Genomic DNA, 21143 nt, shown 5'->3' on the forward strand with positions numbered 1-21143 from the left:
CATCGAAGCTAAAGAGAGCGGTGCTTTTTATTTTATTAGATTTTGCTTCTTCAAGAAGGCGTCAAATCCTTGGTCAGGACGATTGCTGTAAAAGCCAGCGAATTTTTCTGACCATGGTTTGGTCTCGCGGGCTTCTCCAAAAGCAGTCATCGTTTGATCGTACGCTTCGATCGCCTCATAAGAATAGTCCTGATAATGGTTGTAATGAATGACCGCTTCTTCTGGCAAGCGAGGTTTGACCTTCATTTCTACGATTGGTTTACCGATGCTCAAGCCAGCCACAGGATAGACATATTCTGGTAAGTGCAACAATTCAGCGATTTTGGCGCTGTCTTTGCGGACACTGCCAGAAATGACGGTGCCTAAGCCCAGTGATTCAGCAGCGATCGCACCAGATTGCAAAGCGATGCTGGCATCAGTGGTGGCGATCAATAGTGGCTGATAGCCCTCATCGATTGGATAGGGAGTCTGTTTTTCGTCAGCAACTTTTTTGGTTCGATTTAAATCAGCTAAAAATAGCAGAAAGAGTGAACTTGCTGCGATATGAGGATTGCCAGTATTCCATTCGACCATTTGTTGGCGGATCTGCGGGTCGTCGATCACCAGGATCGAATAGGCTTGCCCATTCATCCAGCTTGGTGCTTGACGAGCGGCAGTCAAAATCGCGGTTACTTGTTCTTGGCTCAAGCGGTAGTCAGGGTCAAATTGTCGGTAAGTGCGATGATTGTGCAAAAGCTCAATGGTTTCGTTCATAGGTTTGCTCCTTTAACTGTTGGGTGATTTTTGTGAATCGTTCTTGAAATCGTGGTAAATCATCTTTGGCTAAGCGGGTATAGTTCAAACGCAAGCCATTCGTATCGTTACTGAAAAGAAACGCAGGTGCTACTAAGCAATCGTTCGCCAAAAAGAGCGACCAATCTTTGCGAGTCAATGTGCGGTGACGCCAAGTCAACCACAGGTAAAGACCGCCTTTCGTCGGCTGCCATTGCCAGTCCTCCTGAAATGCCTGCAAGAGTTGGAGTAGGTCTTGCTGGCGCTGGGCCATTTCTGTAAGCAGTGTCCGCTGCTGCTGGTGGTAATCAGAGGAGCGTAAGGCGATGTTGGCAAGGACTTGCGGGAAGATCGTGGTATCGATCGCCATCCGTTTTTTCGCTTGGGCAAATTGGTCGGCTAACGCTTCTGGCACCAAAAGCCAGCCGATTTTGATTGATGACCCAAGTAATTTTGAAAGCGAGCCTAAATAAATGACGGTTTCGGGAGCCATGGATTTTAGCTTGGGCGGTACTTCATCAAAAGCCAACTCGCTAAAAACATCATCCTCAATGATCGGTACTTGGTAGGTCTGGCAAAGACGGATGATCGCTTGGCGCCGATGCTCGCTCATGGTGTGGCCAGTTGGGTTTTGGAAGGTGGGGTTCAGATAGACGAATTTGATCTTCTTTTCCTTCAACACTTTTTCCAATGCCGCAGGCCGCATCCCTTCACTATCTTGTTTGATCCCAATCAGCTGGACATTCATCGTGGAAAACAAGGGGAGAGAGAACAAGAAAGAAGGGTCCTCTGTCGCAATACAATCCCCCGCATGCAATAAGACTTGCATCAGCAAGGTGATTCCTTGCGTCGAACCGGCAGTAATTACTAGTTTTTGACCGCTGATGGGCAAATTGAAGGAATCAGCAAGGTGCTGCAATAAGATTTCTTGCAAAGGCTCATAACCCGTCGGTAATACTTTGGTGCTTTCTTTGCGGATCTCTTCCCATGTAAAGGCGGGAAACGTGAAGTCGGGAATCAGATCGGTAGGTAGATCACCTGTGTACAGATCCAGCACATCCTTCTCGGTGCGCAAGTGCTGAATCTGTTGAACGTAAGGGTCTTGCTGCAAGTAAGGGCTGCTTAAAGACGAGCGCAAATAAGAAAGCGGTGTTTGTCGGTTCCCCCAACGACCTTCCAATACGCGAGAGCCGCTGCCTTGTTTTCGTTCGATCCATCCTAAGCTCTTCAATTCATCTAACGCTTTGACGACGGTGGAACGGTTGACGTCAAAAGTCTGAGCAAGGCTGCGCTCTGGTGGTAAACGATCCCCAGGCCCATAGGTTCCCGCTTGGATCTCTTCGATAAAATGGGTCACGATCTGCTGGTAAATCGGTTGTTTCTTTTGTTTGTCGATACTTGATGAAGCCATCCTGCACCACCTTTTTCAATTGGATGGTTTAAAAATAAGCCAAATGGCTCTTTTCGTCAAGGGGAAGATTGACTATACTTAGCAAAAAGCACAAGGAGATGAGGAAGATGGAAAAAGTAATATCAATTGCCGGGTCTGATTCAACCGGAGGTGCCGGTATCGAAGCAGATTTAAAAACGTTTCAGGAGTATGGTGTCTTTGGTTTTGCCACGATTGCTTCGATCGTCACGATGGATCCACAAGCGGGTTGGAGCCATGAAGTAACGGCAATGGAACCAGCGCTTGTTGAAAAGCAATTGATCTCCGCCTTTGCAGGTGATCCGATGGATGCCCTTAAAACGGGGATGTTAGGCAATGAAGACAATATTGTGCAAGCAGCGAAGATGATTCAACAACAGCAAGTTAAAAATGTGGTGATCGATCCCGTCATTGCTTGCAAAGGGACTGCAGAAATCTTACAGCCAAAAAGTGTCGATGCCATCATCACGCATTTGTTGCCTTTAGCAGATGTTGTCACCCCTAATTTAGTAGAAGCGGGGATTCTTTCAGGTTTGGGTGATTTGACGAGTGTGGAAGCCATGAAGCAAGCTGCTGAAAAAATCCATCAATTAGGTGCTAAATACGTCGTGATCAAAGGCGGTCATCGCTTGCCAGGAGCAAAAGCCATCGACCTTGTTTATGATGGAGAATCCTTCCTCCTGTTGGAAAGTGACAAAATCGCTACCGATTTTAATCACGGAGCAGGCTGCACCTTTTCAGCAGCGATCGCTGCGGGTCTTGCAAAAGGCAAACCCGTCATGGAAAGTATTCGCTTAGCAAAAGCCTTTGTCACAGCAGCAATCAAAGAAGGCGTGGTCATCAATCCTTATGTGGGTCATGTGTGGCACGGTGCCTATACCCACGCCCAAGACCGTATGAAGGAAGAAGCGCCGCAATAGCAGGTTTTCTTCTATATAAATAGGAATTGAAGAAGCACTTAAAAGAAGCGGGCAACGCTTCTTTTTTTGTGTTTCGAAAACAAAAGAAAATTTTCTGAAAGAAATGCAAAAGAATCCCGGTTTTTCCATAAAAAAAGCTTGCAATCAATGTTTATCCGTAATATAATCATAAAGGTGCTGTTTACGTAAATACGTAAGTCACACTGGCAGCAAAGAAATTTTCTGCCGGCTACGAAACGAGAGGTTGCGACACGCCCGGACGCTTTGCCATGGACGAGCGTGACGGAAAATTTTCGTGGAGCTATGTCTACTTTTCAAAATAGGCGAAGGAGGGAAAACAATGGCAAAACAAAAAATTCGTATCCGTTTAAAAGCGTATGAACATCGTATTTTAGATCAATCAGCGGATAAAATCGTAGAAACTGCAAAGAGAACTGGAGCTGGCGTATCTGGTCCAATTCCATTACCAACTGAACGCAGCTTGTACACGATCATCCGTGCGACGCACAAATACAAAGATTCACGCGAACAATTCGAAATGCGTACACACAAACGTCTAATCGACATTGTGAATCCAACACCAAAAACTGTTGATGCTTTAATGAAGCTAGACTTGCCAAGCGGTGTTAATATCGAAATCAAACTATAATAATTAAGATGGAGGTGTAATCATGACCAAAGGAATCTTAGGGAAAAAAGTGGGAATGACTCAAATCTTCACTGAATCTGGCGAATTGATTCCAGTAACTGTAGTAGAAGCTACACCAAACGTAGTGCTACAAGTGAAAACAATCGAAAATGACGGCTACGAAGCAATTCAAGTCGGCTACCAAGATATGCGTGAAGTTTTGTCTAACAAACCTGCGAAAGGTCATGTTGCAAAAGCAAACACGGCTCCTAAGCGCTTCATTCGCGAATTCAAGAATGTAGAGCTAGAGGGCTTAGAAGTAGGATCAGAAATCAAAGTTGATATTTTTGAAGCAGGAGACATCATCGATGTAACCGGCACTTCGAAAGGTAAAGGATTCCAAGGCGTTATCAAACGTCACGGACAAAGCCGCGGACCAATGGCTCACGGTTCTCGTTACCACCGTCGTCCTGGATCAATGGGTCCAGTTGCACCTAACCGTGTATTTAAAAACAAACGTCTTGCTGGACGTATGGGCGGAAATCGCATCACGATCCAAAACTTGGAAATCGTACGCGTAGACGCAGAACGCAACGTTATCTTGATCAAAGGTAATGTACCTGGCGCGAAAAAATCATTGATTACAATCAAATCAGCTGTGAAAGCTAAATAAGTAGATAGGAAGAAAGGAGGAACTAAGGAATGCCGAATGTAGCATTATTCAAACAAGATGGAAGCCAAAATGGCGAAATTACATTGAACGAAGAAATCTTCGGAATCGAACCAAATGAATCAGTTGTCTATGATGCAATCATCATGCAACGCGCTTCATTAAGACAAGGAACACACGCTGTGAAAAACCGCAGTGCCGTTCGTGGCGGTGGCCGTAAACCATGGCGCCAAAAAGGAACTGGACGTGCCCGTCAAGGTTCAATCCGTTCACCACAATGGCGTGGAGGTGGCGTAGTCTTCGGACCAACACCACGTTCATACAGCTACAAACTTCCTAAAAAAGTTCGTCGCTTAGCAATGAAATCTGTATTGTCAGAAAAAGTTGCTTCAAATAACTTGGTAGCAGTAGAAGGATTAAGCTTTGATGCTCCAAAAACAAAAGAATTCAAACAAGTTTTAGCTAACTTGACAATTGACTCTAAAGTATTGGTAGTTTTAGAATCTGAAAACGACTTTGCCGCTTTATCTGCGCGCAACTTGCCAAAAGTTTCTGTAGTTACTGCTGATAACATTAGTGTGCTAGACATCGTTTCTAACGACAAAATGTTAGTGACACAAACTGCTCTTACTCAGATCGAGGAGGTGCTTGCATAATGAACTTACTAGACGTTATTAAACGCCCAGTGATCACTGAAAAATCAATGCTTGCCATGGATGACAAGAAATACACTTTTGAAGTGGACACAAAAGCTAACAAAACTTTAGTAAAACAAGCTGTAGAAGCTGCCTTTGACGGAGTGAAAGTGGCAAACGTGAACATCATCAACGTTCGTCCTAAATTCAAACGCATGGGTAAATATGCAGGATATACAAAAAAACGTCGCAAAGCTGTTGTGACTTTAACTGAAGATTCTAAAGAAATCCAAATTTTCGAAGCTGCTGAATAAGCAACTCACGCATAAATTTTACATGGGAGGGAAAAAGACGTGGCGATTAAAAAGTACAAACCTACCACGAACGGCCGTCGTAATATGACAAGTTCTGATTTCGCTGAAATCACAACTTCAACACCAGAAAAAACATTGTTAGCTCCTTTGAAAAACAATGCTGGTCGTAACAACAACGGACGTATCACGGTTCGTCATCAAGGTGGCGGTCACAAACGTCAATACCGTTTGATCGATTTCAAACGTAACAAAGACAACGTCGTTGCTACGGTTAAAACGATTGAATATGATCCAAACCGTTCTGCTAACATTGCGTTAGTACATTACGAGGATGGAGTAAAAGCATACATCTTAGCACCTAAAGGATTAGAAGTTGGCATGACTGTCGTTTCTGGTCCAGATGCAGATATTAAAGTAGGGAATGCATTACCACTAGAAAACATTCCAGTCGGTACTGTTATCCACAACATCGAAATGAAACCTGGTAAAGGTGGACAATTGATTCGTTCAGCTGGAACAAGTGCTCAAGTACTTGGTAAAGAAGGCAAATACGTATTGATCCGCTTGAACTCTGGTGAAGTACGGATGATCTTAGCATCATGTCGTGCAACAATCGGTTCTGTTGGTAATGAACAACACGAATTGATCAACATCGGTAAAGCCGGTCGTTCTCGTTGGATGCGCAAACGCCCAACTGTACGTGGTAGCGTAATGAACCCTAATGATCACCCACACGGTGGTGGTGAAGGTAAAGCACCAATCGGACGTAAAGCACCAGTTTCTCCTTGGGGACAACCAGCACTTGGCTACAAAACACGTAACAAAAAAGCAAAATCAGACAAACTTATCGTTCGTCGTCGTAAAACTAAGTAATATACTTGACCGTGTGTCGCACATTTTGAGAGGAGGTACACCATGGGTCGTAGTTTGAAAAAAGGACCTTTTGTCGATGACCATTTGATGAAAAAGGTCGAAGCACAAGAAGGCGCTGAAAAGAAAAAAGTGATCAAAACTTGGTCACGTCGTTCTACAATTTTCCCTAATTTTATCGGATTTACAATTGCTGTGTATGATGGACGGAAACATGTACCAGTTTACATCCAAGAAGACATGGTAGGACACAAATTAGGTGAATTTGCACCAACAAGAACTTATCGCGGACATGCTGCCGATGATAAGAAAACAAGACGCTAATTTTGAGGGGAGGATATCCAAAAATGGCAGAACAAATCACATCAGCGAAAGCAACTGCTAAAACAGTCCGCGTTTCTCCTCGTAAATCTCGTCTAGTTATTGACTTAATCAGAGGGAAAAGCGTTGCTGAAGCAATCGCGATCTTAAAGTTCACACCAAATAAAGCAGCTGGAATCATCGAGAAAGTCTTGATGTCAGCTATTGCCAATGCAGAAAATAATTTTGACTTAGATGTTGAAAACTTGATTGTTTCTGAAGCATTCGTAAACGAAGGACCAACGATGAAACGTTTCCGTCCACGTGCGAAAGGTTCAGCTTCACCGATCAACAAACGTACAAGTCATATTACTGTAGTCGTATCAGAAAAATAAGGAGGGACAATCAGTGGGTCAAAAAGTACATCCAATTGGAATGCGTGTAGGCATCATCCGTGACTGGGATGCTAAATGGTATGCTGAAAAAGAGTATGCTGAATTTCTACATGAAGATTTGAAAATCCGTAAATTTATCGCATCTAAACTTGCTGATGCCGCTGTGTCTACAGTTGAGATCGAGCGTGCAGCAAACCGCGTGAATATTTCAATCCACACAGCTAAACCAGGTATGGTTATCGGTAAAGGCGGATCTGAAGTCGAAAACCTAAGAAAAGAATTAAATAGCCTAACTGGCAAACGAGTTCACATCAACATCGTTGAAATCAAAAAACCAGATTTAGATGCTAAATTAGTAGGCGAAGGAATCGCACGTCAATTAGAAAACCGTGTTGCTTTCCGTCGTGCTCAAAAACAAGCGATCCAACGCACAATGCGTTCTGGCGCTAAAGGAATCAAAACACAAGTTTCTGGCCGTCTAAATGGTGCGGATATCGCTCGTTCAGAAGGTTACTCAGAAGGAACAGTTCCACTTCATACATTACGTGCGGACATTGATTACGCATGGGAAGAAGCAGATACAACATACGGAAAACTAGGAGTTAAAGTGTGGATTTATCGTGGAGAAGTTCTTCCAACTAAAAAGAACACTGAGAAAGGAGGGAAATAAACATGTTAGTACCTAAACGTGTAAAACACCGTCGTGAGTTCCGCGGAAAAATGCGTGGCGAAGCGAAAGGCGGAAAAGAAGTAGCATTCGGTGAATACGGCTTACAAGCTGTTGAATCACACTGGATCACAAACCGTCAAATCGAAGCTGCCCGTATCGCAATGACTCGTTATATGAAACGTGGCGGGAAAGTATGGATCAAAATTTTCCCTCACAAATCTTATACTGCCAAAGCTATCGGGGTACGTATGGGTTCTGGTAAAGGGGCTCCTGAAGGATGGGTATCACCAGTTAAACGTGGTAAAATCATGTTTGAAATTGCCGGTGTACCTGAAGAAGTTGCGCGCGAAGCGCTACGTCTTGCTTCTCACAAATTACCAGTGAAAACGAAGATCGTAAAACGTGAGGAAATGGGTGGTGAATCGAATGAAGGTTAAAGAAATCAGAGAATTAACCACTGCCGAAATGCTAGATCAAGAAAAACAATTGAAAGAAGAATTGTTCAATCTTAGATTCCAATTAGCAACAGGTCAATTAGAAAACACTGCACGTATCAAAGAAGTACGTAAATCGATTGCACGCATTAAAACAGTATTGCGTGAACAAGTTAAGTAATAGTGGAAGGAGGCCATTTAGCGTATGACTGAAGAAAGAAATCAACGCAAAGTTTACCAAGGTCGCGTGGTATCAGACAAAATGGATAAAACTATCTCTGTTGTCGTTGAAACAAAGAAAAACCACCCTATCTACGGCAAACGTCTGAACTATTCTAAGAAATACAAAGCACACGATGAAAACAACGAAGCAAAAGTTGGCGATATCGTGAAAATTATGGAAACTCGTCCATTATCAGCTACGAAACGTTTCCGTCTAGTAGAGATTGTTGAAAAGGCAGTGATTATCTAATCACACGAGATTTTCCTATATAGATTGTGAATTGCAAAATCTGAAAGGAGGATACACATCGTGATCCAAGCAGAAAGCCGATTAAGAGTGGCGGACAACTCAGGTGCCCGTGAAATTCTAACGATCAAAGTCCTTGGCGGATCTGGTCGTAAAACTGCCAATATTGGTGACGTGATTGTTGCTACGGTTAAACAAGCAACGCCAGGTGGGGTTGTCAAAAAAGGTGACGTCGTTAAAGCCGTTATCGTTCGTACTAAATCAGGAGCTCGTCGTACAGACGGTTCATACATCAAATTCGATGAAAATGCTGCGGTTATTATCCGTGACGATAAGAGCCCTCGTGGAACTCGTATCTTTGGCCCAGTTGCCCGCGAATTGCGTGAAGGCAACTTTATGAAGATCGTTTCCCTAGCACCAGAAGTATTGTAATAGTGATTCTTATCTAAAGGAGGTGCGAAACAAACATGTTTGTTAAAAAAGGCGATAAAGTTAAAGTTATCACTGGTAAAGACAAAAACAAAGAAGGCGTTGTGCTAGCAGCGTTTCCTAAAAATGACAAAGTCGTTGTTGAAGGTGTCAATGTTGTCAAAAAACACCAAAAACCTTCTCAAACTGCTCCTCAAGGCGGAATCGTTGAAATGGAAGCACCAATTCATGTTTCTAACGTGATGGTGGTTGATCCATCGAACGGTGAAGCTACGCGTGTCGGTTACAAAGAAGTTGACGGCAAAAAAGTCCGCGTTTCTAAGAAAACCGGAGAAGTTCTTGATAAATAATCTGATGAAGGAAGGAGGGGCTAACAGATGAACCGCCTTAAAGAAAAATATTCAAAAGAAGTTATCCCATCATTAATGGACAAATTTAACTACAGCTCAATCATGGAAGCACCAAAAGTTGATAAAATCGTTATCAACATGGGTGTCGGTGACGCTGTTTCTAATGCTAAAAACTTAGACAAAGCTGTTGAAGAATTACAATTGATCTCAGGTCAAAAACCATTGATCACAAAAGCGAAAAAATCTATCGCAGGATTCCGTTTACGTGAAGGAATGCCAATCGGTGCGAAAGTAACTCTACGCGGCGAAAGAATGTATGAATTCTTAGATAAACTAGTAAGTGTGTCATTGCCACGTGTCCGTGACTTCCACGGTGTGAGCAAAAAAGCGTTCGACGGACGCGGAAACTACACTTTAGGTATCAAAGAACAATTGATTTTCCCTGAAGTAGATTATGATTTGATCGACAAAGTACGTGGTATGGATATCGTGATTGTAACAACAGCAAACACAGATGAAGAATCTCGTGAATTGTTGACACAATTAGGCATGCCATTCCAAAAATAAAAAAAGGAGGCGAACTACGTGGCTAAAAAATCAATGATTGCTAAAAACAAACGCCCTGCTAAATTCTCAACGCAAGAATATACTCGTTGTGAACGTTGCGGACGTCCACATTCAGTTTATCGTAAATTTCATCTTTGCCGTATTTGCTTCCGCGAACTTGCCTATAAAGGACAAATTCCCGGCGTGAAGAAAGCTAGCTGGTAAACTATACTCGCATAAAGGAGGTAAATTATCCCATGGTCATGACAGATCCAATTGCAGATTTTCTAACGCGCGTGCGTAACGCAAACATGGTTAAACACGAAAGCCTAGAAGTACCTGCTTCAAAAATCAAACGTGATATCGCTGAAATCTTGAAACGTGAAGGTTTCGTCCGCGATGTTGAATACATTGAAGATGACAAACAAGGCGTGATCCGCGTATTTCTTAAATACGGTAAAAACGGTGAACGTGTTATCACAAACTTAAAACGTATCTCTAAACCAGGCTTGCGTGCTTATGTCAAAGCTGACGAAGTACCAAAAGTATTGAATGGTCTAGGAATCGCGATTATCTCAACTTCTGACGGTGTAATCACTGACAAAGAAGCTAGAGCAAAAAATGTTGGCGGCGAAGTAGTCGCTTATGTATGGTAATTTAAAATATTCCACAAGGAGGTGCCTCTAAGTGAGTCGTATCGGTAATAAGATCGTCGTTCTTCCTGCTGGTGTTGAAATCAAGCAAAACGGAAACGACATTACAGTTAAAGGACCTAAAGGTGAATTAACACGTACTTTCTCTTCTGATATCACAATGAATATCGAAGGAAACGAAGTAACATTCACTCGTCCAAATGATAGTAAAGAAATGAAAACTATCCACGGAACTACCCGTGCAAACTTCAACAACATGGTTGTTGGTGTTTCTGAAGGTTTCCAAAAAGCGTTAGAATTAATCGGGGTTGGGTACCGTGCTCAATTACAAGGGAAAAAACTTGTATTGAACGTTGGTTACTCTCATCCAGTTGAAATCGAAGCGCCAGCTGGAATCGAAATCGAAGTTCCTTCAAACACTTCTGTGATCGTTAAAGGATCAGATAAAGAAGTCGTTGGCGAATTGGCTGCCAATATCCGTGGCGTTCGTCCTCCAGAACCTTACAAAGGCAAAGGAATTCGTTATGTTGGCGAATTTGTACGCCGTAAAGAAGGTAAAACTGGTAAATAGTCGTAATTCTTTACGACTAGCAGCTTAGGCTAGCAAAATTAAAAGAGGTGACAAATTGTGATTACAAAACCAGATAAAAACAAGACACGTCAGAAAAGACATCGTCGTGTACGTAACAAAATCTCTGGTACTGCTGAGTGCCCACGCTTAAACGTGTTCCGTTCGAACAAAAACATCTACGCACAAGTAATTGATGACGTAGCGGGTGTGACGCTAGCAAGTGCCTCTGCCTTAGACAAAGAAGTTTCAGGTGCAACAAAAACTGAACAAGCACAAGCTGTCGGTAAATTAGTCGCAGAACGTGCAGCAGCAAAAGGTATTAAAGTAGTAGTCTTTGACCGTGGTGGATACCTTTACCATGGCCGTGTAGCAGCTTTAGCTGAAGCAGCTCGCGAAAATGGACTGGAATTTTAAGAGAAGGAGGAACACCATTCATGGTTTATATTGATCCAAAACATTTGGAATTAGAAGACCGCGTTGTTGCGATCAACCGTGTAACTAAAGTTGTTAAAGGTGGACGTCGTCTACGTTTTGCTGCATTAGTTGTTGTCGGTGACAAAAACGGACACGTAGGTTTCGGTACTGGTAAAGCGCAAGAAGTACCAGAAGCAATCCGTAAAGCAATCGAAGACGCGAAGAAAAACTTGGTGGAAGTACCAATGGTTGGTTCTACAATCCCTCACGAAGTTATCGGTGTATTCGGCGGCGGACGCATCCTTATGAAACCTGCTGTAGAAGGTTCTGGGGTAGCTGCTGGTGGACCAGTTCGTGCCGTATTGGAATTAGCTGGGGTAGCTGATATCACATCTAAATCTTTAGGTTCTAACACACCAATCAACGTTGTTCGCGCAACAGTTGAAGGTTTAAAACAATTAAAACGCGCTGAAGAAGTGGCAGCACTTCGCGGCAAATCAGTAGAAGAATTAATCGGTTAAGGAGGACACTATAATGGCTGAATTGAAAATTACTTTAAAACGCAGTATTATCGGACGTCCCCAAAACCAACGTGATACTGTAAAAGCGTTAGGTCTTACAAAGTTGAATTCAACAGTTGTAAAACCTGCTAATGATGCAATCAAAGGCATGGTTAACACTGTTTCTCACTTAGTGGACGTTGAAGAGGTCTAAGGATCAGCAGATCTAGTTTGATTAAGGAGGTGCCAAACCTATGAAACTTCATGAATTAAAACCATCAGAAGGCTCACGCCAAGTACGTAACCGTGTCGGACGAGGAACTTCATCTGGTAACGGTAAAACAGCTGGACGTGGACAAAAAGGTCAAAAAGCTCGTTCAGGCGGCGGAGTACGTCTAGGATTCGAAGGTGGACAAACACCATTGTTCCGTCGTTTACCAAAACGTGGCTTTACAAATGTGAACCGCAAAGAATATGCAGTCATCAATCTTGATGTCTTGAACCGCTTTGAAGACGGTGCTGAAGTAACACCTGTTGCTTTACACGAAGCTGGAATCGTCAAAGACGAAAAAGCTGGAATCAAAGTATTAGCTAACGGAGAATTAACGAAGAAATTGACTGTGAAAGCAGCTAAATTCTCAAAAGCAGCTGAAGAAGCAATCGTTGCTGCTGGTGGATCAATCGAGGTGATCTAATGATCAGACTATTGAAGGATGCCTTTAAGGTTAAGGATATTAGATCCAGAATATTGTTCACCGTCTTAATCTTGTTTGTCTTTCGTCTGGGAACACATATTACTGTGCCAGGCGTAGACGCAAGTCGCCTAAATACCATCGCGGATCTACCATTTTTAAACATGTTGAATTTGGTAAGTGGTGGCGCCATGCAACAATTTTCGATTTTCTCGATGGGGGTTTCGCCTTACATCACTGCCTCAATTGTCATTCAGTTGTTGCAGATGGATATCGTCCCTAAATTTGTTGAATGGTCGAAACAAGGTGAAGTGGGTCGTAAGAAATTAAATCAGGCAACACGTTACTTGACGTTGGTATTAGGCTTTGTCCAATCCATGACATTAACGGCTGGATTTAACTATTACACTCAACTCGGGTTTGTAAACAATCCTAATATGGCAACCTATATCGTGATCGGACTGATTTTAACAGCCGGAACGATGTTAGTCACTTGGTTAGGAGAGCAGATCACCGAGCGTGGTATCGGAAACGGTGTGTCAATGATCATCTTTGCGGGGATCATTTCACGCTTACCAGCAAGCATCAAAGAATTGATTGAAGATTACTTCATTAACGTGGATCAATCGGATATCTGGCTAAATGCTATCTTTATGGCGCTGCTTGTGATCGCTGTGTTGATCGTCATTACTTTAGTAACGTATGTTCAACAGGCAGAACGCAAGATTCCGATCCAATATACAAAACGGGTAGCAGGAGCGCCTACCAGCAGTTACCTTCCTTTGAAAGTAAATGCTGCCGGGGTTATCCCAGTTATCTTTGCCAGTTCTTTTATTACAACACCAAATGCGATCATTCAAGCATTAGGTAGTTCATATAGAGGAGAAACTTGGTACGAAGTGGTGCAAACGATCTTTAGTTACAACACTGTACCGGGTGCGATCATCTACACTGTCTTGATCGTTGCGTTTACTTTCTTCTACGCGTTTGTTCAAGTAAACCCTGAGAAATTAGCGGAAAACTTGCAAAAACAAGGAAGTTACATTCCGAGTGTGCGTCCTGGTAAAGGAACCGAAGAATATGTATCACGTTTGTTGATGCGATTAAGCACGGTTGGATCGATCTTTTTAGGATTGGTTGCTTTACTTCCAATCATCGCTCAGATGGCTTGGAATTTACCGCAATCGATCGGTCTAGGTGGAACGAGTCTATTGATCATTATCGGTGTGGCACTTGATACTGCCAAGCAGTTAGAAGGGCTTATGCTGAAACGGAAATATACTGGTTTCATCAATTAAAGTTATTGAAGTGTTGAGGGTTTCCTCAACACTATTCAAAAACTTACAGGAGGAATTAGAATGAACTTCATTTTAATGGGATTACCTGGTGCTGGAAAAGGTACTCAGGCAGAACGTATCGTTGCTGAATACGGTCTTCCTCATATTTCAACAGGCGATATGTTTCGGGCTGCGATGGCGAACGAAACAGAACTAGGCCTTAAAGCAAAATCATACATGGATCAAGGCGCATTAGTTCCTGATGAGGTTACAAATGGGATCGTTAAAGAACGTTTAGCTGAACCTGATACCGAGAAAGGTTTCTTATTAGATGGTTTTCCTCGTACTTTGGATCAAGCAAAAGCGTTAGATGAGATGCTAGCTGACCTTAACAAAAAACTTGATGCCGTTATTGATATTCATGTTCCTGAAGAAGTTCTTGTAGAACGTTTAGCCGGCCGCTTCATGTGCCGCAATTGTGGGGCAACTTATCATAAATTGTTCAATCCTCCCAAAGAGGAAGGAACATGTGATCGTTGTGGAAGTCATGACTTCTACCAGCGTGAAGATGATAAGCCTGAGACGGTCAAAAATCGTCTAGCTGTCAATATCAAAAGCAGTGAACCAATTTTGACTTATTACAAAGACAAAGGGTTATTGCAATCGATTGATGGGGATCGCGACATCGACGCTGTATTCGAAGATGTTCAAAAGATCATTGACTAATCATAGATTGCCCGAGTCCAACTTGCAGCTTAAAACTTTCTCTTGAAATCTTTGACAGGATATGATAGAATATGTCAGTCCGACTTCTACTTTTTATTAAGTAGGAGCATAGTTTGAGAATATCAGGTGGGAACCGAGTTTCCGCCATTTTATCGTGTGAAAATCACAAGTACAAGGAGGTACTGTGCGTGGCAAAAGAAGATATGATTGAAGTCGAAGGTACAGTCGTCGAAACTTTGCCGAATGCAATGTTTAAAGTAGAATTGGAAAACGGACACCAAGTTCTAGCGACCGTTTCTGGTAAGATCCGGATGCACTACATTCGTATTTTACCTGGAGACAAAGTAACGGTGGAATTATCCCCGTATGATCTGAACCGTGGCCGCATTACTTATCGCTTTAAATAATTGTACTCCGTAAAACCACAGGAGGTATTATCATGAAAGTAAGACCATCAGTAAAACCAATGTGCGAACATTGTAAAGTAATTCGTCGTAAAGGACGCGTTATGGTGATTTGCCCAGCAAATCCAAAACATAAACAACGTCAAGGATAATCGGAGGTGTAACAAATATGGCTCGTATTGCAGGAGTAGATATTCCTCGTGATAAACGTGTGGTCGTTTCACTTACTTATATCTATGGTATTGGTAACACGACTGCAAAACAAATTTTAGCTGACGCTGGCGTGTCTGAAGAAGTTCGTGTTCGTGATTTAACGAATGAACAAACAGATGCTATCCGTGCAGAAGTTGATAAATTAAAAGTTGAAGGTGACCTTCGTCGTGAAGTGAACTTAAACATCAAACGATTGATGGAAATCGGTTCTTACCGTGGGATCCGTCATCGCCGTGGATTGCCAGTTCGTGGACAAAACACGAAAAACAATGCACGTACTCGTAAAGGCCCGTCTAAAACAGTCGCAGGCAAGAAAAAATAATTCCTAAGTGAAGGAGGTTAAAACTTCATGGCAGCAAAAAAAGTGAGTCGTAAACGCCGTGTGAAAAAGAATATTGAAGCGGGTATTGCACATATTCACTCAACATTCAATAATACAATCGTAATGATCACTGATACTCATGGTAATGCATTAGCATGGTCATCAGCTGGTTCATTAGGTTTCAAAGGAAGCAAAAAATCTACTCCTTTTGCCGCTCAAATGGCAGCAGAAACAGCTACCAAAGCAGCAATGGAACACGGATTAAGAACTGTTGAAGTAACAGTTAAAGGACCTGGTTCTGGACGTGAAGCAGCAATTCGTTCATTACAAGCAGCAGGTTTGGAAGTGAGTGCGATCCGTGACGTGACTCCAGTCCCTCATAATGGATGCCGCCCTCCAAAACGCCGTCGTGTTTAATGAGTGCTGCTCATTTTGAGTGTAACAAATACGTCATTGAACAAGACACTTTTCGTTTTGAAAGGGGTAATAGATAAGAATGATTGAATTCGAAAAACCAAGAATCGCAAAGATTGATGAAGACAAAGATTATGGCAAGTTCATCGTGGAACCTCTTGAAAGAGGCTACGGAACTACACTAGGAAATTCCCTACGTCGTATTTTATTATCTTCTTTACCTGGTGCGGCAATCACCAATATTCAAATCGATGGAGTTTTACACGAATTCTCAACTGTTAAGGGTGTTCGGGAAGACGTTGCTCAAATCATCTTGAATATTAAAGGTCTTGCATTGAAAATGTACGGGGATGAAGAAAAGACCCTTGAAATTGATATTTCAGGACCTGCTACAGTAACTGCTGGCGATATCATCGTTGATAGTGATGTAGAAATCCTTAACAAAGATATGTATATCTGTACCGTTTCTGAAGGTGCTACGTTCCATGCTCGCTTAACAGTGAAACCTGGCCGCGGCTACGTTCAAGCGGACGAAAACAAAAAAGAAGACATGCCAATCGGCGTTCTTCCAGTCGATTCAATCTATACACCAGTACGTCGTGTCAACTACCAAGTAGAAAACACACGTGTCGGTCGTCGAGATGATTTCGACAAATTAACGATGGAAATATGGACTGATGGCTCAATCGAACCATTGGAAGCAATGAGTTTGTCTGCGAAAATCATGACTGAACATTTAGACATCTTTGTTAACCTAACTGATGAAGCGAAAAACGCTGAAATCATGGTTGAAAAAGAAGAAACACAAAAAGAAAAAATGTTGGAAATGACGATCGAAGAATTAGACTTATCTGTTCGTTCATACAACTGTCTAAAACGTGCAGGAATCAATACTGTACAAGAATTGACAAACAAATCTGAACCAGAAATGATCAAAGTAAGAAACTTAGGCCGTAAATCTCTTGAAGAGGTCAAAGTGAAATTACATGATTTAGGTTTAGGACTACGTAAAGACGATTAAACCGTTTTCGATTACGTTAGTTCGGTTCGTCTGACCGATACAACATTCGAAAGTGAAGGAGGGAAACCACGTGAGTTATCGTAAACTAGGACGCACATCTAGCCAACGTAAAGCGATGTTGCGTGATTTGACAACTGATTTATTCATTAACGAACGTATCGTTACGACTGAAGCTCGTGCGAAAGAAGTTCGTTCAACTGCAGAAAAAATGATCACTTTAGGTAAACGTGGTGATTTGCATGCACGTCGTCAAGCAGCAGCATTCGTTCGTAATGAAGTTGCAAGTGTACGTGAAGAAAACGAAGAAGTAGTTATTGAATCAGCATTACAAAAATTATTCAATGATATCGCTCCTCGTTACACAGATCGCCAAGGTGGATATACTCGTATCTTGAAAACAGAACCAAGACGCGGAGATGCTGCACCAATGGTTATCCTAGAACTTGTTTAAAATCACACTTATCATCACTTTATAGATGTTTACTAAGAGTGTTATGATGTTGGAAGAAACTTTCCGAGTCTAGCTCAGCGCCTACACCTCGATGTATTTCGAGGTGTACGCACTCATCATAAAGTGCTTTTTTTTTACTTTCGATTACCTGTCAAGACAGGTGATGGCAAGTGAAAAAAAGATCTGGAGACAAATCGTGCGCGAATCATTGAAAAACGTGCGCTTTTTTGGTAGTGTTAGAAAGAATTAATCGCAAATGAAGGAGTCTATCATGAAGCCAATCATTGAATTGAATGCTATTACTGTGCGTTATAGCGAAGAAGAGCGTGCCGCGTTAAATAACGTATCCTTTTCCATCAACAAAGGGGAATGGGTGGCGTTGATCGGCCATAACGGCTCTGGAAAATCAACTTTAGCAAAAACCATCAATGGCTTGATCTTGCCACAAGAAGGCAGTGTTTCTGTCGGCGAATTGCCTTTGAATGAAGAAAATATCTGGAATATTCGAAAAATGGTCGGTATGGTCTTTCAAAACCCTGACAATCAATTCGTTGGTTCGACGGTAGAAGATGATGTGGCTTTCGGTTTAGAAAATCAAGGAATCCCGCGAGAAGAAATGCTGGTTCGTGTCAAAGACGCTCTGGAACAAGTACGGATGAGCGAGTTTGCGACCCGGGAACCCGCGCGCCTTTCTGGTGGTCAAAAACAGCGGGTAGCCATTGCCGGCGTCGTTGCACTGCGCCCGGATATCATCATTCTTGATGAAGCCACTAGTATGCTAGATCCAGAAGGCCGTGAAGAAGTGATCGCAACGATCAAAAAAATCAAAGAGAAAAACAATTTGACCGTGCTATCGATCACCCATGATATTGATGAAGCAGCCAACGCCAATCGGGTGCTGGTGATGCGTCAAGGAGAGCTCGTCCGCGAAGGGACACCAGCAGAGATTTTTTCTGCAGGTCCGGAACTGATTGAGCTAGGCTTAGATCTGCCGTTTCCTGAAAAATTAAAGGCGGCACTAAAACAGCGGGGTGTCACGGTACCACAAGCGTACTTAACTGAAGAAGGGATGGTGGATTGGCTATGGACATCCGTTTTGAACAAGTAGGATTCACCTACCAACCGCATTCTCCGTTTGAACAACGGGTTTTGTTCGATATCGATTTAGAGATCAAAGAAGGCTCTTATACCGCCTTAGTCGGTCATACGGGTAGCGGAAAATCTACGTTGCTGCAGCACTTGAATGCATTATTAAAACCAACGACTGGAACGGTCACGATCGGTGAGCGAGTCATCAAACCCGAGTCAGACAACAAAAATCTAAAACCGTTACGTAAAAAAGTCGGGATCGTTTTTCAATTTCCTGAATCCCAATTATTTGAAGAAACCGTTGCGAGAGATATCGCTTTTGGACCGAAAAACTTTGGCATCTCCGAAGAAGAAGCCAAAGGTTTAGCCCAAGAATACATTCAATTGGTAGGTTTAGATGAAAGTTTTCTGGAACGTTCACCATTTGACCTTTCAGGGGGCCAAATGCGCCGTGTAGCGATTGCTGGAGTCTTAGCTATGGAACCAGAAGTTTTGGTCTTAGATGAGCCGACAGCTGGCTTAGATCCACAAGGACGCAAAGAGATGATGGAAATGTTTGATCGCCTGCATCGGGAAAAGAACATGACGATCATTTTAGTGACCCACTTGATGGATGATGTGGCGAACTATGCTGATTATGTCTATGTGTTAGAAAAGGGACGTCTCGTCAAAGCCGGCACGCCGTCCGTTGTGTTTCAAGACACTGCTTGGCTGCAAGAAAAGCAGTTGGGGGTACCGACAGCAACCGCATTTGCGGAGCAACTACAAGCCAGAGGACTGGCATTTGAGCAGTTACCACTAACAGCTGATGAGCTGGCAGATGTTTTAGTAGCAAAGGGGGCGACTGCCCATGATGAATAAACTGATTTTCGGTCGTTTTATTCCCGGAGACTCCTTGATCCACCGTTTAGATCCACGAGTCAAATTGATTGCTAGTTTTTATTTTATTGCGATTATCTTTTTGGCGAATAATTGGCAAAGTTATTTATTAGCGGGTGCTTTTACGCTCTTTTGTATCTCCTTTTCAAAAATCGATTTTGGCTTCTTTATTCGAGGCGTTCGACCGTTGATTTGGCTGATTTTGTTTACCGTGGCGTTACAGATTTTGTTTACTACCGGCGGTGACGTCTATTGGTCTTGGTGGATCTTTAACATCACAGAATTTGGTGTCCAAAATGGGATCTTTATTTTTTGTCGTTTTGTTTTGATCATTTTCATGTCGACTCTGTTGACGTTAACGACGCCCCCATTAGAGCTTTCAGATGCGATCGAATACATTTTGCGTCCTTTAAAAGCGATCCGGTTCCCTGTCCATGAAATCTCACTGATGCTGTCGATTGCGTTGCGCTTTGTACCAACCTTGATGGATGAAACAGAAAAAATTATGAATGCTCAGCGTGCCCGCGGGGTCGATTTCGGCGAAGGGGGACTGTTGCAGAAGATGAAGGCGATCGTTCCTTTATTGATTCCTTTATTTGTCAGCAGCTTTAACCGTGCGGAAGATCTAGCTACCGCTATGGAAGCCAGAGGCTATCAAGGCGGCGAAGGGCGTACCAAGTATCGTATTTTGCACTGGCATCAACGGGACACATTGGTTGTCATCGTTTTTGCGCTCTTTACAGTAGCATTAGTGTTCTTAAGAGGATAAACGAAGACCTATGATTGAAGTCAACCCACGAAAGGTTCTTAACGAAGCAACGAGACTGCTGGCAATCCCAGCGGCTGGTTCGAAAAGGCCTGTCGATCGATCAGACTTTTCTCATAGGCCTTTTTTTGAAAAAATAGAAAGAAACAGGTGATTCAATGGTCCGCTATAAAGCGACGATCGCTTATGATGGTACGAATTTTCAAGGATTTCAGCGTCAACCCAATGGACGAACGGTTCAAGAAGAGATTGAAAAGACATTAACGAAGATGAACAATGGGCAACCGATCCAGATTCATGGCTCTGGTCGCACCGATGCGGGGGTCCATGCGCAAGGGCAAGTGATCCACTTCGATTTCCCTCAAAAGCGTCCACTGGAAAAAATGCGCTTTGGATTAGATACCCAAACGCCAGAAGATGTTGCGGTAAAATCGGTGGAGATCGTTGACGATACCTTCCATGCCCGCTACTTAGTCATTGAAAAAACCTACCAGTTTCGGGTAGACATTGGGAAACCCCGCAGTCCTTTCCGCCGCCATTATGCCAGCTATTATCCGTATCCTCTAGATTTGGAAAAAATCCAACGAGCGTTGCCAGATTTTTTAGGCACCCATGACTTTACCAGTTTTTGTGCGACGGGCAGTTCCGTCGATGACAAGACGCGGACGATCCATGAGGCGTCCATGGCGGTCAATGACGCTGGAGATGAGTTGATTTTTACCTTTCGCGGCGATGGATTTTTGTACAAGATGATCCGGATCATGGTGGGCACATTGCTGAAAATCGGCAATGGACGGATCGCACCTGACAGCATTCCTGCAATCATTGCGCAAAAAGACCGAAATGCGGCAGGTCCCACGGCTCATCCAGAAGGATTGTATTTGGTTCATGTTGCTTATGAATAAGGAAAAACACAAGCTT

36 protein-coding genes are annotated in these 21143 nt (G+C 42.9%); 34 read left to right on the forward strand and 2 right to left on the reverse strand.

The window, feature by feature from the left end; translation table 11 throughout:
- Positions 1-27: 27 nt before the first annotated feature.
- Positions 28-753, reverse strand: a complete 726-nt coding sequence (locus IGI88_RS08050) for a nitroreductase family protein (RefSeq protein ID WP_005232539.1) — start codon at positions 751-753, stop codon at positions 28-30.
- Positions 737-2182, reverse strand: coding sequence for a PLP-dependent aminotransferase family protein (locus IGI88_RS08055; protein WP_016611501.1), 1446 nt, complete (start codon positions 2180-2182; stop codon positions 737-739). Before IGI88_RS08055 ends, IGI88_RS08050 begins: the two co-directional genes overlap by 17 nt.
- A 107-nt stretch (positions 2183-2289) precedes the next feature.
- On the opposite strand from IGI88_RS08055, the gene thiD reads away from it, so the two are divergent.
- The 34 genes from thiD to truA all read left to right on the forward strand — a co-directional run bounded on the left by thiD (position 2290) and on the right by truA (position 21127).
- Positions 2290-3120 carry a bifunctional hydroxymethylpyrimidine kinase/phosphomethylpyrimidine kinase gene (thiD, locus tag IGI88_RS08060; protein ID WP_194187848.1) on the forward strand — a complete coding sequence of 277 codons (831 nt, stop codon included), beginning with the start codon at positions 2290-2292 and terminating at the stop codon, positions 3118-3120.
- A 340-nt stretch (positions 3121-3460) separates the two neighbouring features.
- Positions 3461-3769 (forward strand): 30S ribosomal protein S10, encoded by a 309-nt coding sequence (gene rpsJ, locus IGI88_RS08065; RefSeq protein WP_003127966.1) that lies wholly within the window; start codon positions 3461-3463, stop codon positions 3767-3769.
- A 22-nt stretch (positions 3770-3791) separates the two neighbouring features.
- A complete protein-coding gene (rplC, locus tag IGI88_RS08070) occupies positions 3792-4421 on the forward strand; it encodes a 50S ribosomal protein L3 (protein ID WP_003127967.1) in 630 nt (209 codons plus the stop codon).
- Positions 4422-4450: 29 nt separating this feature from the next.
- Positions 4451-5074: a 50S ribosomal protein L4 gene (gene rplD / locus IGI88_RS08075; protein ID WP_005226910.1), complete on the forward strand. Its 624-nt coding sequence runs from the start codon at positions 4451-4453 to the stop codon at positions 5072-5074.
- Positions 5074-5367, forward strand: coding sequence for a 50S ribosomal protein L23 (locus tag IGI88_RS08080; protein ID WP_005226911.1), 294 nt, complete (start codon positions 5074-5076; stop codon positions 5365-5367). The genes rplD and IGI88_RS08080 overlap by 1 nt, the downstream gene beginning before the upstream one ends.
- 39 nt (positions 5368-5406) lie before the next feature.
- Complete coding sequence (gene rplB, locus IGI88_RS08085; RefSeq protein ID WP_005226912.1) at positions 5407-6240, forward strand: 50S ribosomal protein L2; 834 nt, start codon at positions 5407-5409, stop codon at positions 6238-6240.
- Positions 6241-6282: 42 nt separating this feature from the next.
- Positions 6283-6561: a 30S ribosomal protein S19 gene (gene rpsS / locus IGI88_RS08090; RefSeq protein WP_005226914.1), complete on the forward strand. Its 279-nt coding sequence runs from the start codon at positions 6283-6285 to the stop codon at positions 6559-6561.
- 23 nt (positions 6562-6584) lie between these two features.
- A complete protein-coding gene (gene rplV / locus IGI88_RS08095) occupies positions 6585-6932 on the forward strand; it encodes a 50S ribosomal protein L22 (RefSeq protein WP_003127973.1) in 348 nt (115 codons plus the stop codon).
- A 13-nt stretch (positions 6933-6945) separates the two neighbouring features.
- Positions 6946-7602: a 30S ribosomal protein S3 gene (rpsC, locus tag IGI88_RS08100; protein WP_005226916.1), complete on the forward strand. Its 657-nt coding sequence runs from the start codon at positions 6946-6948 to the stop codon at positions 7600-7602.
- 2 nt (positions 7603-7604) lie between these two features.
- A complete protein-coding gene (gene rplP / locus IGI88_RS08105) occupies positions 7605-8039 on the forward strand; it encodes a 50S ribosomal protein L16 (RefSeq protein WP_005226918.1) in 435 nt (144 codons plus the stop codon).
- Entirely contained in the window at positions 8029-8217 is a 189-nt protein-coding gene (rpmC, locus tag IGI88_RS08110) for a 50S ribosomal protein L29 (RefSeq protein WP_005232529.1), read from the forward strand. Before rplP ends, rpmC begins: the two co-directional genes overlap by 11 nt.
- Positions 8218-8241: 24 nt before the next feature.
- Positions 8242-8508 carry a 30S ribosomal protein S17 gene (gene rpsQ / locus IGI88_RS08115; RefSeq protein WP_005232528.1) on the forward strand — a complete coding sequence of 89 codons (267 nt, stop codon included), beginning with the start codon at positions 8242-8244 and terminating at the stop codon, positions 8506-8508.
- A 60-nt stretch (positions 8509-8568) separates the two neighbouring features.
- Entirely contained in the window at positions 8569-8937 is a 369-nt protein-coding gene (gene rplN, locus IGI88_RS08120) for a 50S ribosomal protein L14 (RefSeq protein ID WP_003128006.1), read from the forward strand.
- A gap of 35 nt (positions 8938-8972) precedes the next feature.
- Positions 8973-9284, forward strand: a complete 312-nt coding sequence (gene rplX, locus IGI88_RS08125) for a 50S ribosomal protein L24 (protein WP_005232526.1) — start codon at positions 8973-8975, stop codon at positions 9282-9284.
- A 27-nt stretch (positions 9285-9311) separates the two neighbouring features.
- Positions 9312-9851: a 50S ribosomal protein L5 gene (rplE, locus tag IGI88_RS08130; protein ID WP_429960339.1), complete on the forward strand. Its 540-nt coding sequence runs from the start codon at positions 9312-9314 to the stop codon at positions 9849-9851.
- Between the two features lie 18 nt (positions 9852-9869).
- Positions 9870-10055 (forward strand): type Z 30S ribosomal protein S14, encoded by a 186-nt coding sequence (locus tag IGI88_RS08135; protein ID WP_003128010.1) that lies wholly within the window; start codon positions 9870-9872, stop codon positions 10053-10055.
- A 32-nt stretch (positions 10056-10087) separates the two neighbouring features.
- Entirely contained in the window at positions 10088-10486 is a 399-nt protein-coding gene (gene rpsH / locus IGI88_RS08140; RefSeq protein ID WP_005227093.1) for a 30S ribosomal protein S8, read from the forward strand.
- A 31-nt stretch (positions 10487-10517) separates the two neighbouring features.
- Complete coding sequence (gene rplF / locus IGI88_RS08145) at positions 10518-11054, forward strand: 50S ribosomal protein L6 (protein ID WP_005227095.1); 537 nt, start codon at positions 10518-10520, stop codon at positions 11052-11054.
- 57 nt (positions 11055-11111) lie between these two features.
- On the forward strand, positions 11112-11468 hold the full coding sequence (gene rplR / locus IGI88_RS08150) for a 50S ribosomal protein L18 (protein ID WP_005227097.1): 357 nt from the start codon (positions 11112-11114) through the stop codon (positions 11466-11468).
- 20 nt (positions 11469-11488) lie between these two features.
- Positions 11489-11989, forward strand: a complete 501-nt coding sequence (gene rpsE, locus IGI88_RS08155) for a 30S ribosomal protein S5 (protein WP_003128014.1) — start codon at positions 11489-11491, stop codon at positions 11987-11989.
- 13 nt (positions 11990-12002) lie between these two features.
- Positions 12003-12182 carry a 50S ribosomal protein L30 gene (rpmD, locus tag IGI88_RS08160; protein WP_003128015.1) on the forward strand — a complete coding sequence of 60 codons (180 nt, stop codon included), beginning with the start codon at positions 12003-12005 and terminating at the stop codon, positions 12180-12182.
- Positions 12183-12222: 40 nt separating this feature from the next.
- A complete protein-coding gene (gene rplO / locus IGI88_RS08165) occupies positions 12223-12663 on the forward strand; it encodes a 50S ribosomal protein L15 (RefSeq protein ID WP_003128016.1) in 441 nt (146 codons plus the stop codon).
- Positions 12663-13958, forward strand: a complete 1296-nt coding sequence (secY, locus tag IGI88_RS08170) for a preprotein translocase subunit SecY (protein WP_005227099.1) — start codon at positions 12663-12665, stop codon at positions 13956-13958. Before rplO ends, secY begins: the two co-directional genes overlap by 1 nt.
- A gap of 60 nt (positions 13959-14018) precedes the next feature.
- Entirely contained in the window at positions 14019-14663 is a 645-nt protein-coding gene (locus tag IGI88_RS08175) for an adenylate kinase (RefSeq protein WP_005227100.1), read from the forward strand.
- A 188-nt stretch (positions 14664-14851) separates the two neighbouring features.
- Positions 14852-15070: a translation initiation factor IF-1 gene (infA, locus tag IGI88_RS08180; RefSeq protein ID WP_002288695.1), complete on the forward strand. Its 219-nt coding sequence runs from the start codon at positions 14852-14854 to the stop codon at positions 15068-15070.
- Between the two features lie 32 nt (positions 15071-15102).
- Positions 15103-15219, forward strand: coding sequence for a 50S ribosomal protein L36 (gene rpmJ, locus IGI88_RS08185; RefSeq protein ID WP_002288710.1), 117 nt, complete (start codon positions 15103-15105; stop codon positions 15217-15219).
- Between the two features lie 17 nt (positions 15220-15236).
- Positions 15237-15602 (forward strand): 30S ribosomal protein S13, encoded by a 366-nt coding sequence (gene rpsM / locus IGI88_RS08190; RefSeq protein ID WP_005227102.1) that lies wholly within the window; start codon positions 15237-15239, stop codon positions 15600-15602.
- Between the two features lie 27 nt (positions 15603-15629).
- Positions 15630-16019 carry a 30S ribosomal protein S11 gene (rpsK, locus tag IGI88_RS08195; protein ID WP_005227104.1) on the forward strand — a complete coding sequence of 130 codons (390 nt, stop codon included), beginning with the start codon at positions 15630-15632 and terminating at the stop codon, positions 16017-16019.
- A 79-nt stretch (positions 16020-16098) separates the two neighbouring features.
- Complete coding sequence (locus tag IGI88_RS08200) at positions 16099-17037, forward strand: DNA-directed RNA polymerase subunit alpha (protein WP_008376367.1); 939 nt, start codon at positions 16099-16101, stop codon at positions 17035-17037.
- 70 nt (positions 17038-17107) lie between these two features.
- On the forward strand, positions 17108-17488 hold the full coding sequence (rplQ, locus tag IGI88_RS08205; RefSeq protein WP_003128038.1) for a 50S ribosomal protein L17: 381 nt from the start codon (positions 17108-17110) through the stop codon (positions 17486-17488).
- 271 nt (positions 17489-17759) lie between these two features.
- A complete protein-coding gene (locus tag IGI88_RS08210; RefSeq protein WP_005227109.1) occupies positions 17760-18596 on the forward strand; it encodes an energy-coupling factor ABC transporter ATP-binding protein in 837 nt (278 codons plus the stop codon).
- Positions 18572-19438: an energy-coupling factor ABC transporter ATP-binding protein gene (locus IGI88_RS08215; RefSeq protein WP_008376364.1), complete on the forward strand. Its 867-nt coding sequence runs from the start codon at positions 18572-18574 to the stop codon at positions 19436-19438. Before IGI88_RS08210 ends, IGI88_RS08215 begins: the two co-directional genes overlap by 25 nt.
- Positions 19428-20225 carry an energy-coupling factor transporter transmembrane component T family protein gene (locus tag IGI88_RS08220; protein WP_005227113.1) on the forward strand — a complete coding sequence of 266 codons (798 nt, stop codon included), beginning with the start codon at positions 19428-19430 and terminating at the stop codon, positions 20223-20225. Before IGI88_RS08215 ends, IGI88_RS08220 begins: the two co-directional genes overlap by 11 nt.
- A gap of 155 nt (positions 20226-20380) precedes the next feature.
- Positions 20381-21127, forward strand: coding sequence for a tRNA pseudouridine(38-40) synthase TruA (truA, locus tag IGI88_RS08225; RefSeq protein WP_008376361.1), 747 nt, complete (start codon positions 20381-20383; stop codon positions 21125-21127).
- The last annotated feature ends 16 nt before the right edge of the window (positions 21128-21143 follow it).

The sequence above is a fragment of the Enterococcus sp. AZ179 genome (genome assembly GCF_050498885.1).
Classification (GTDB): Bacteria; Bacillota; Bacilli; order Lactobacillales; family Enterococcaceae; genus Enterococcus_D; species Enterococcus_D entomosocium.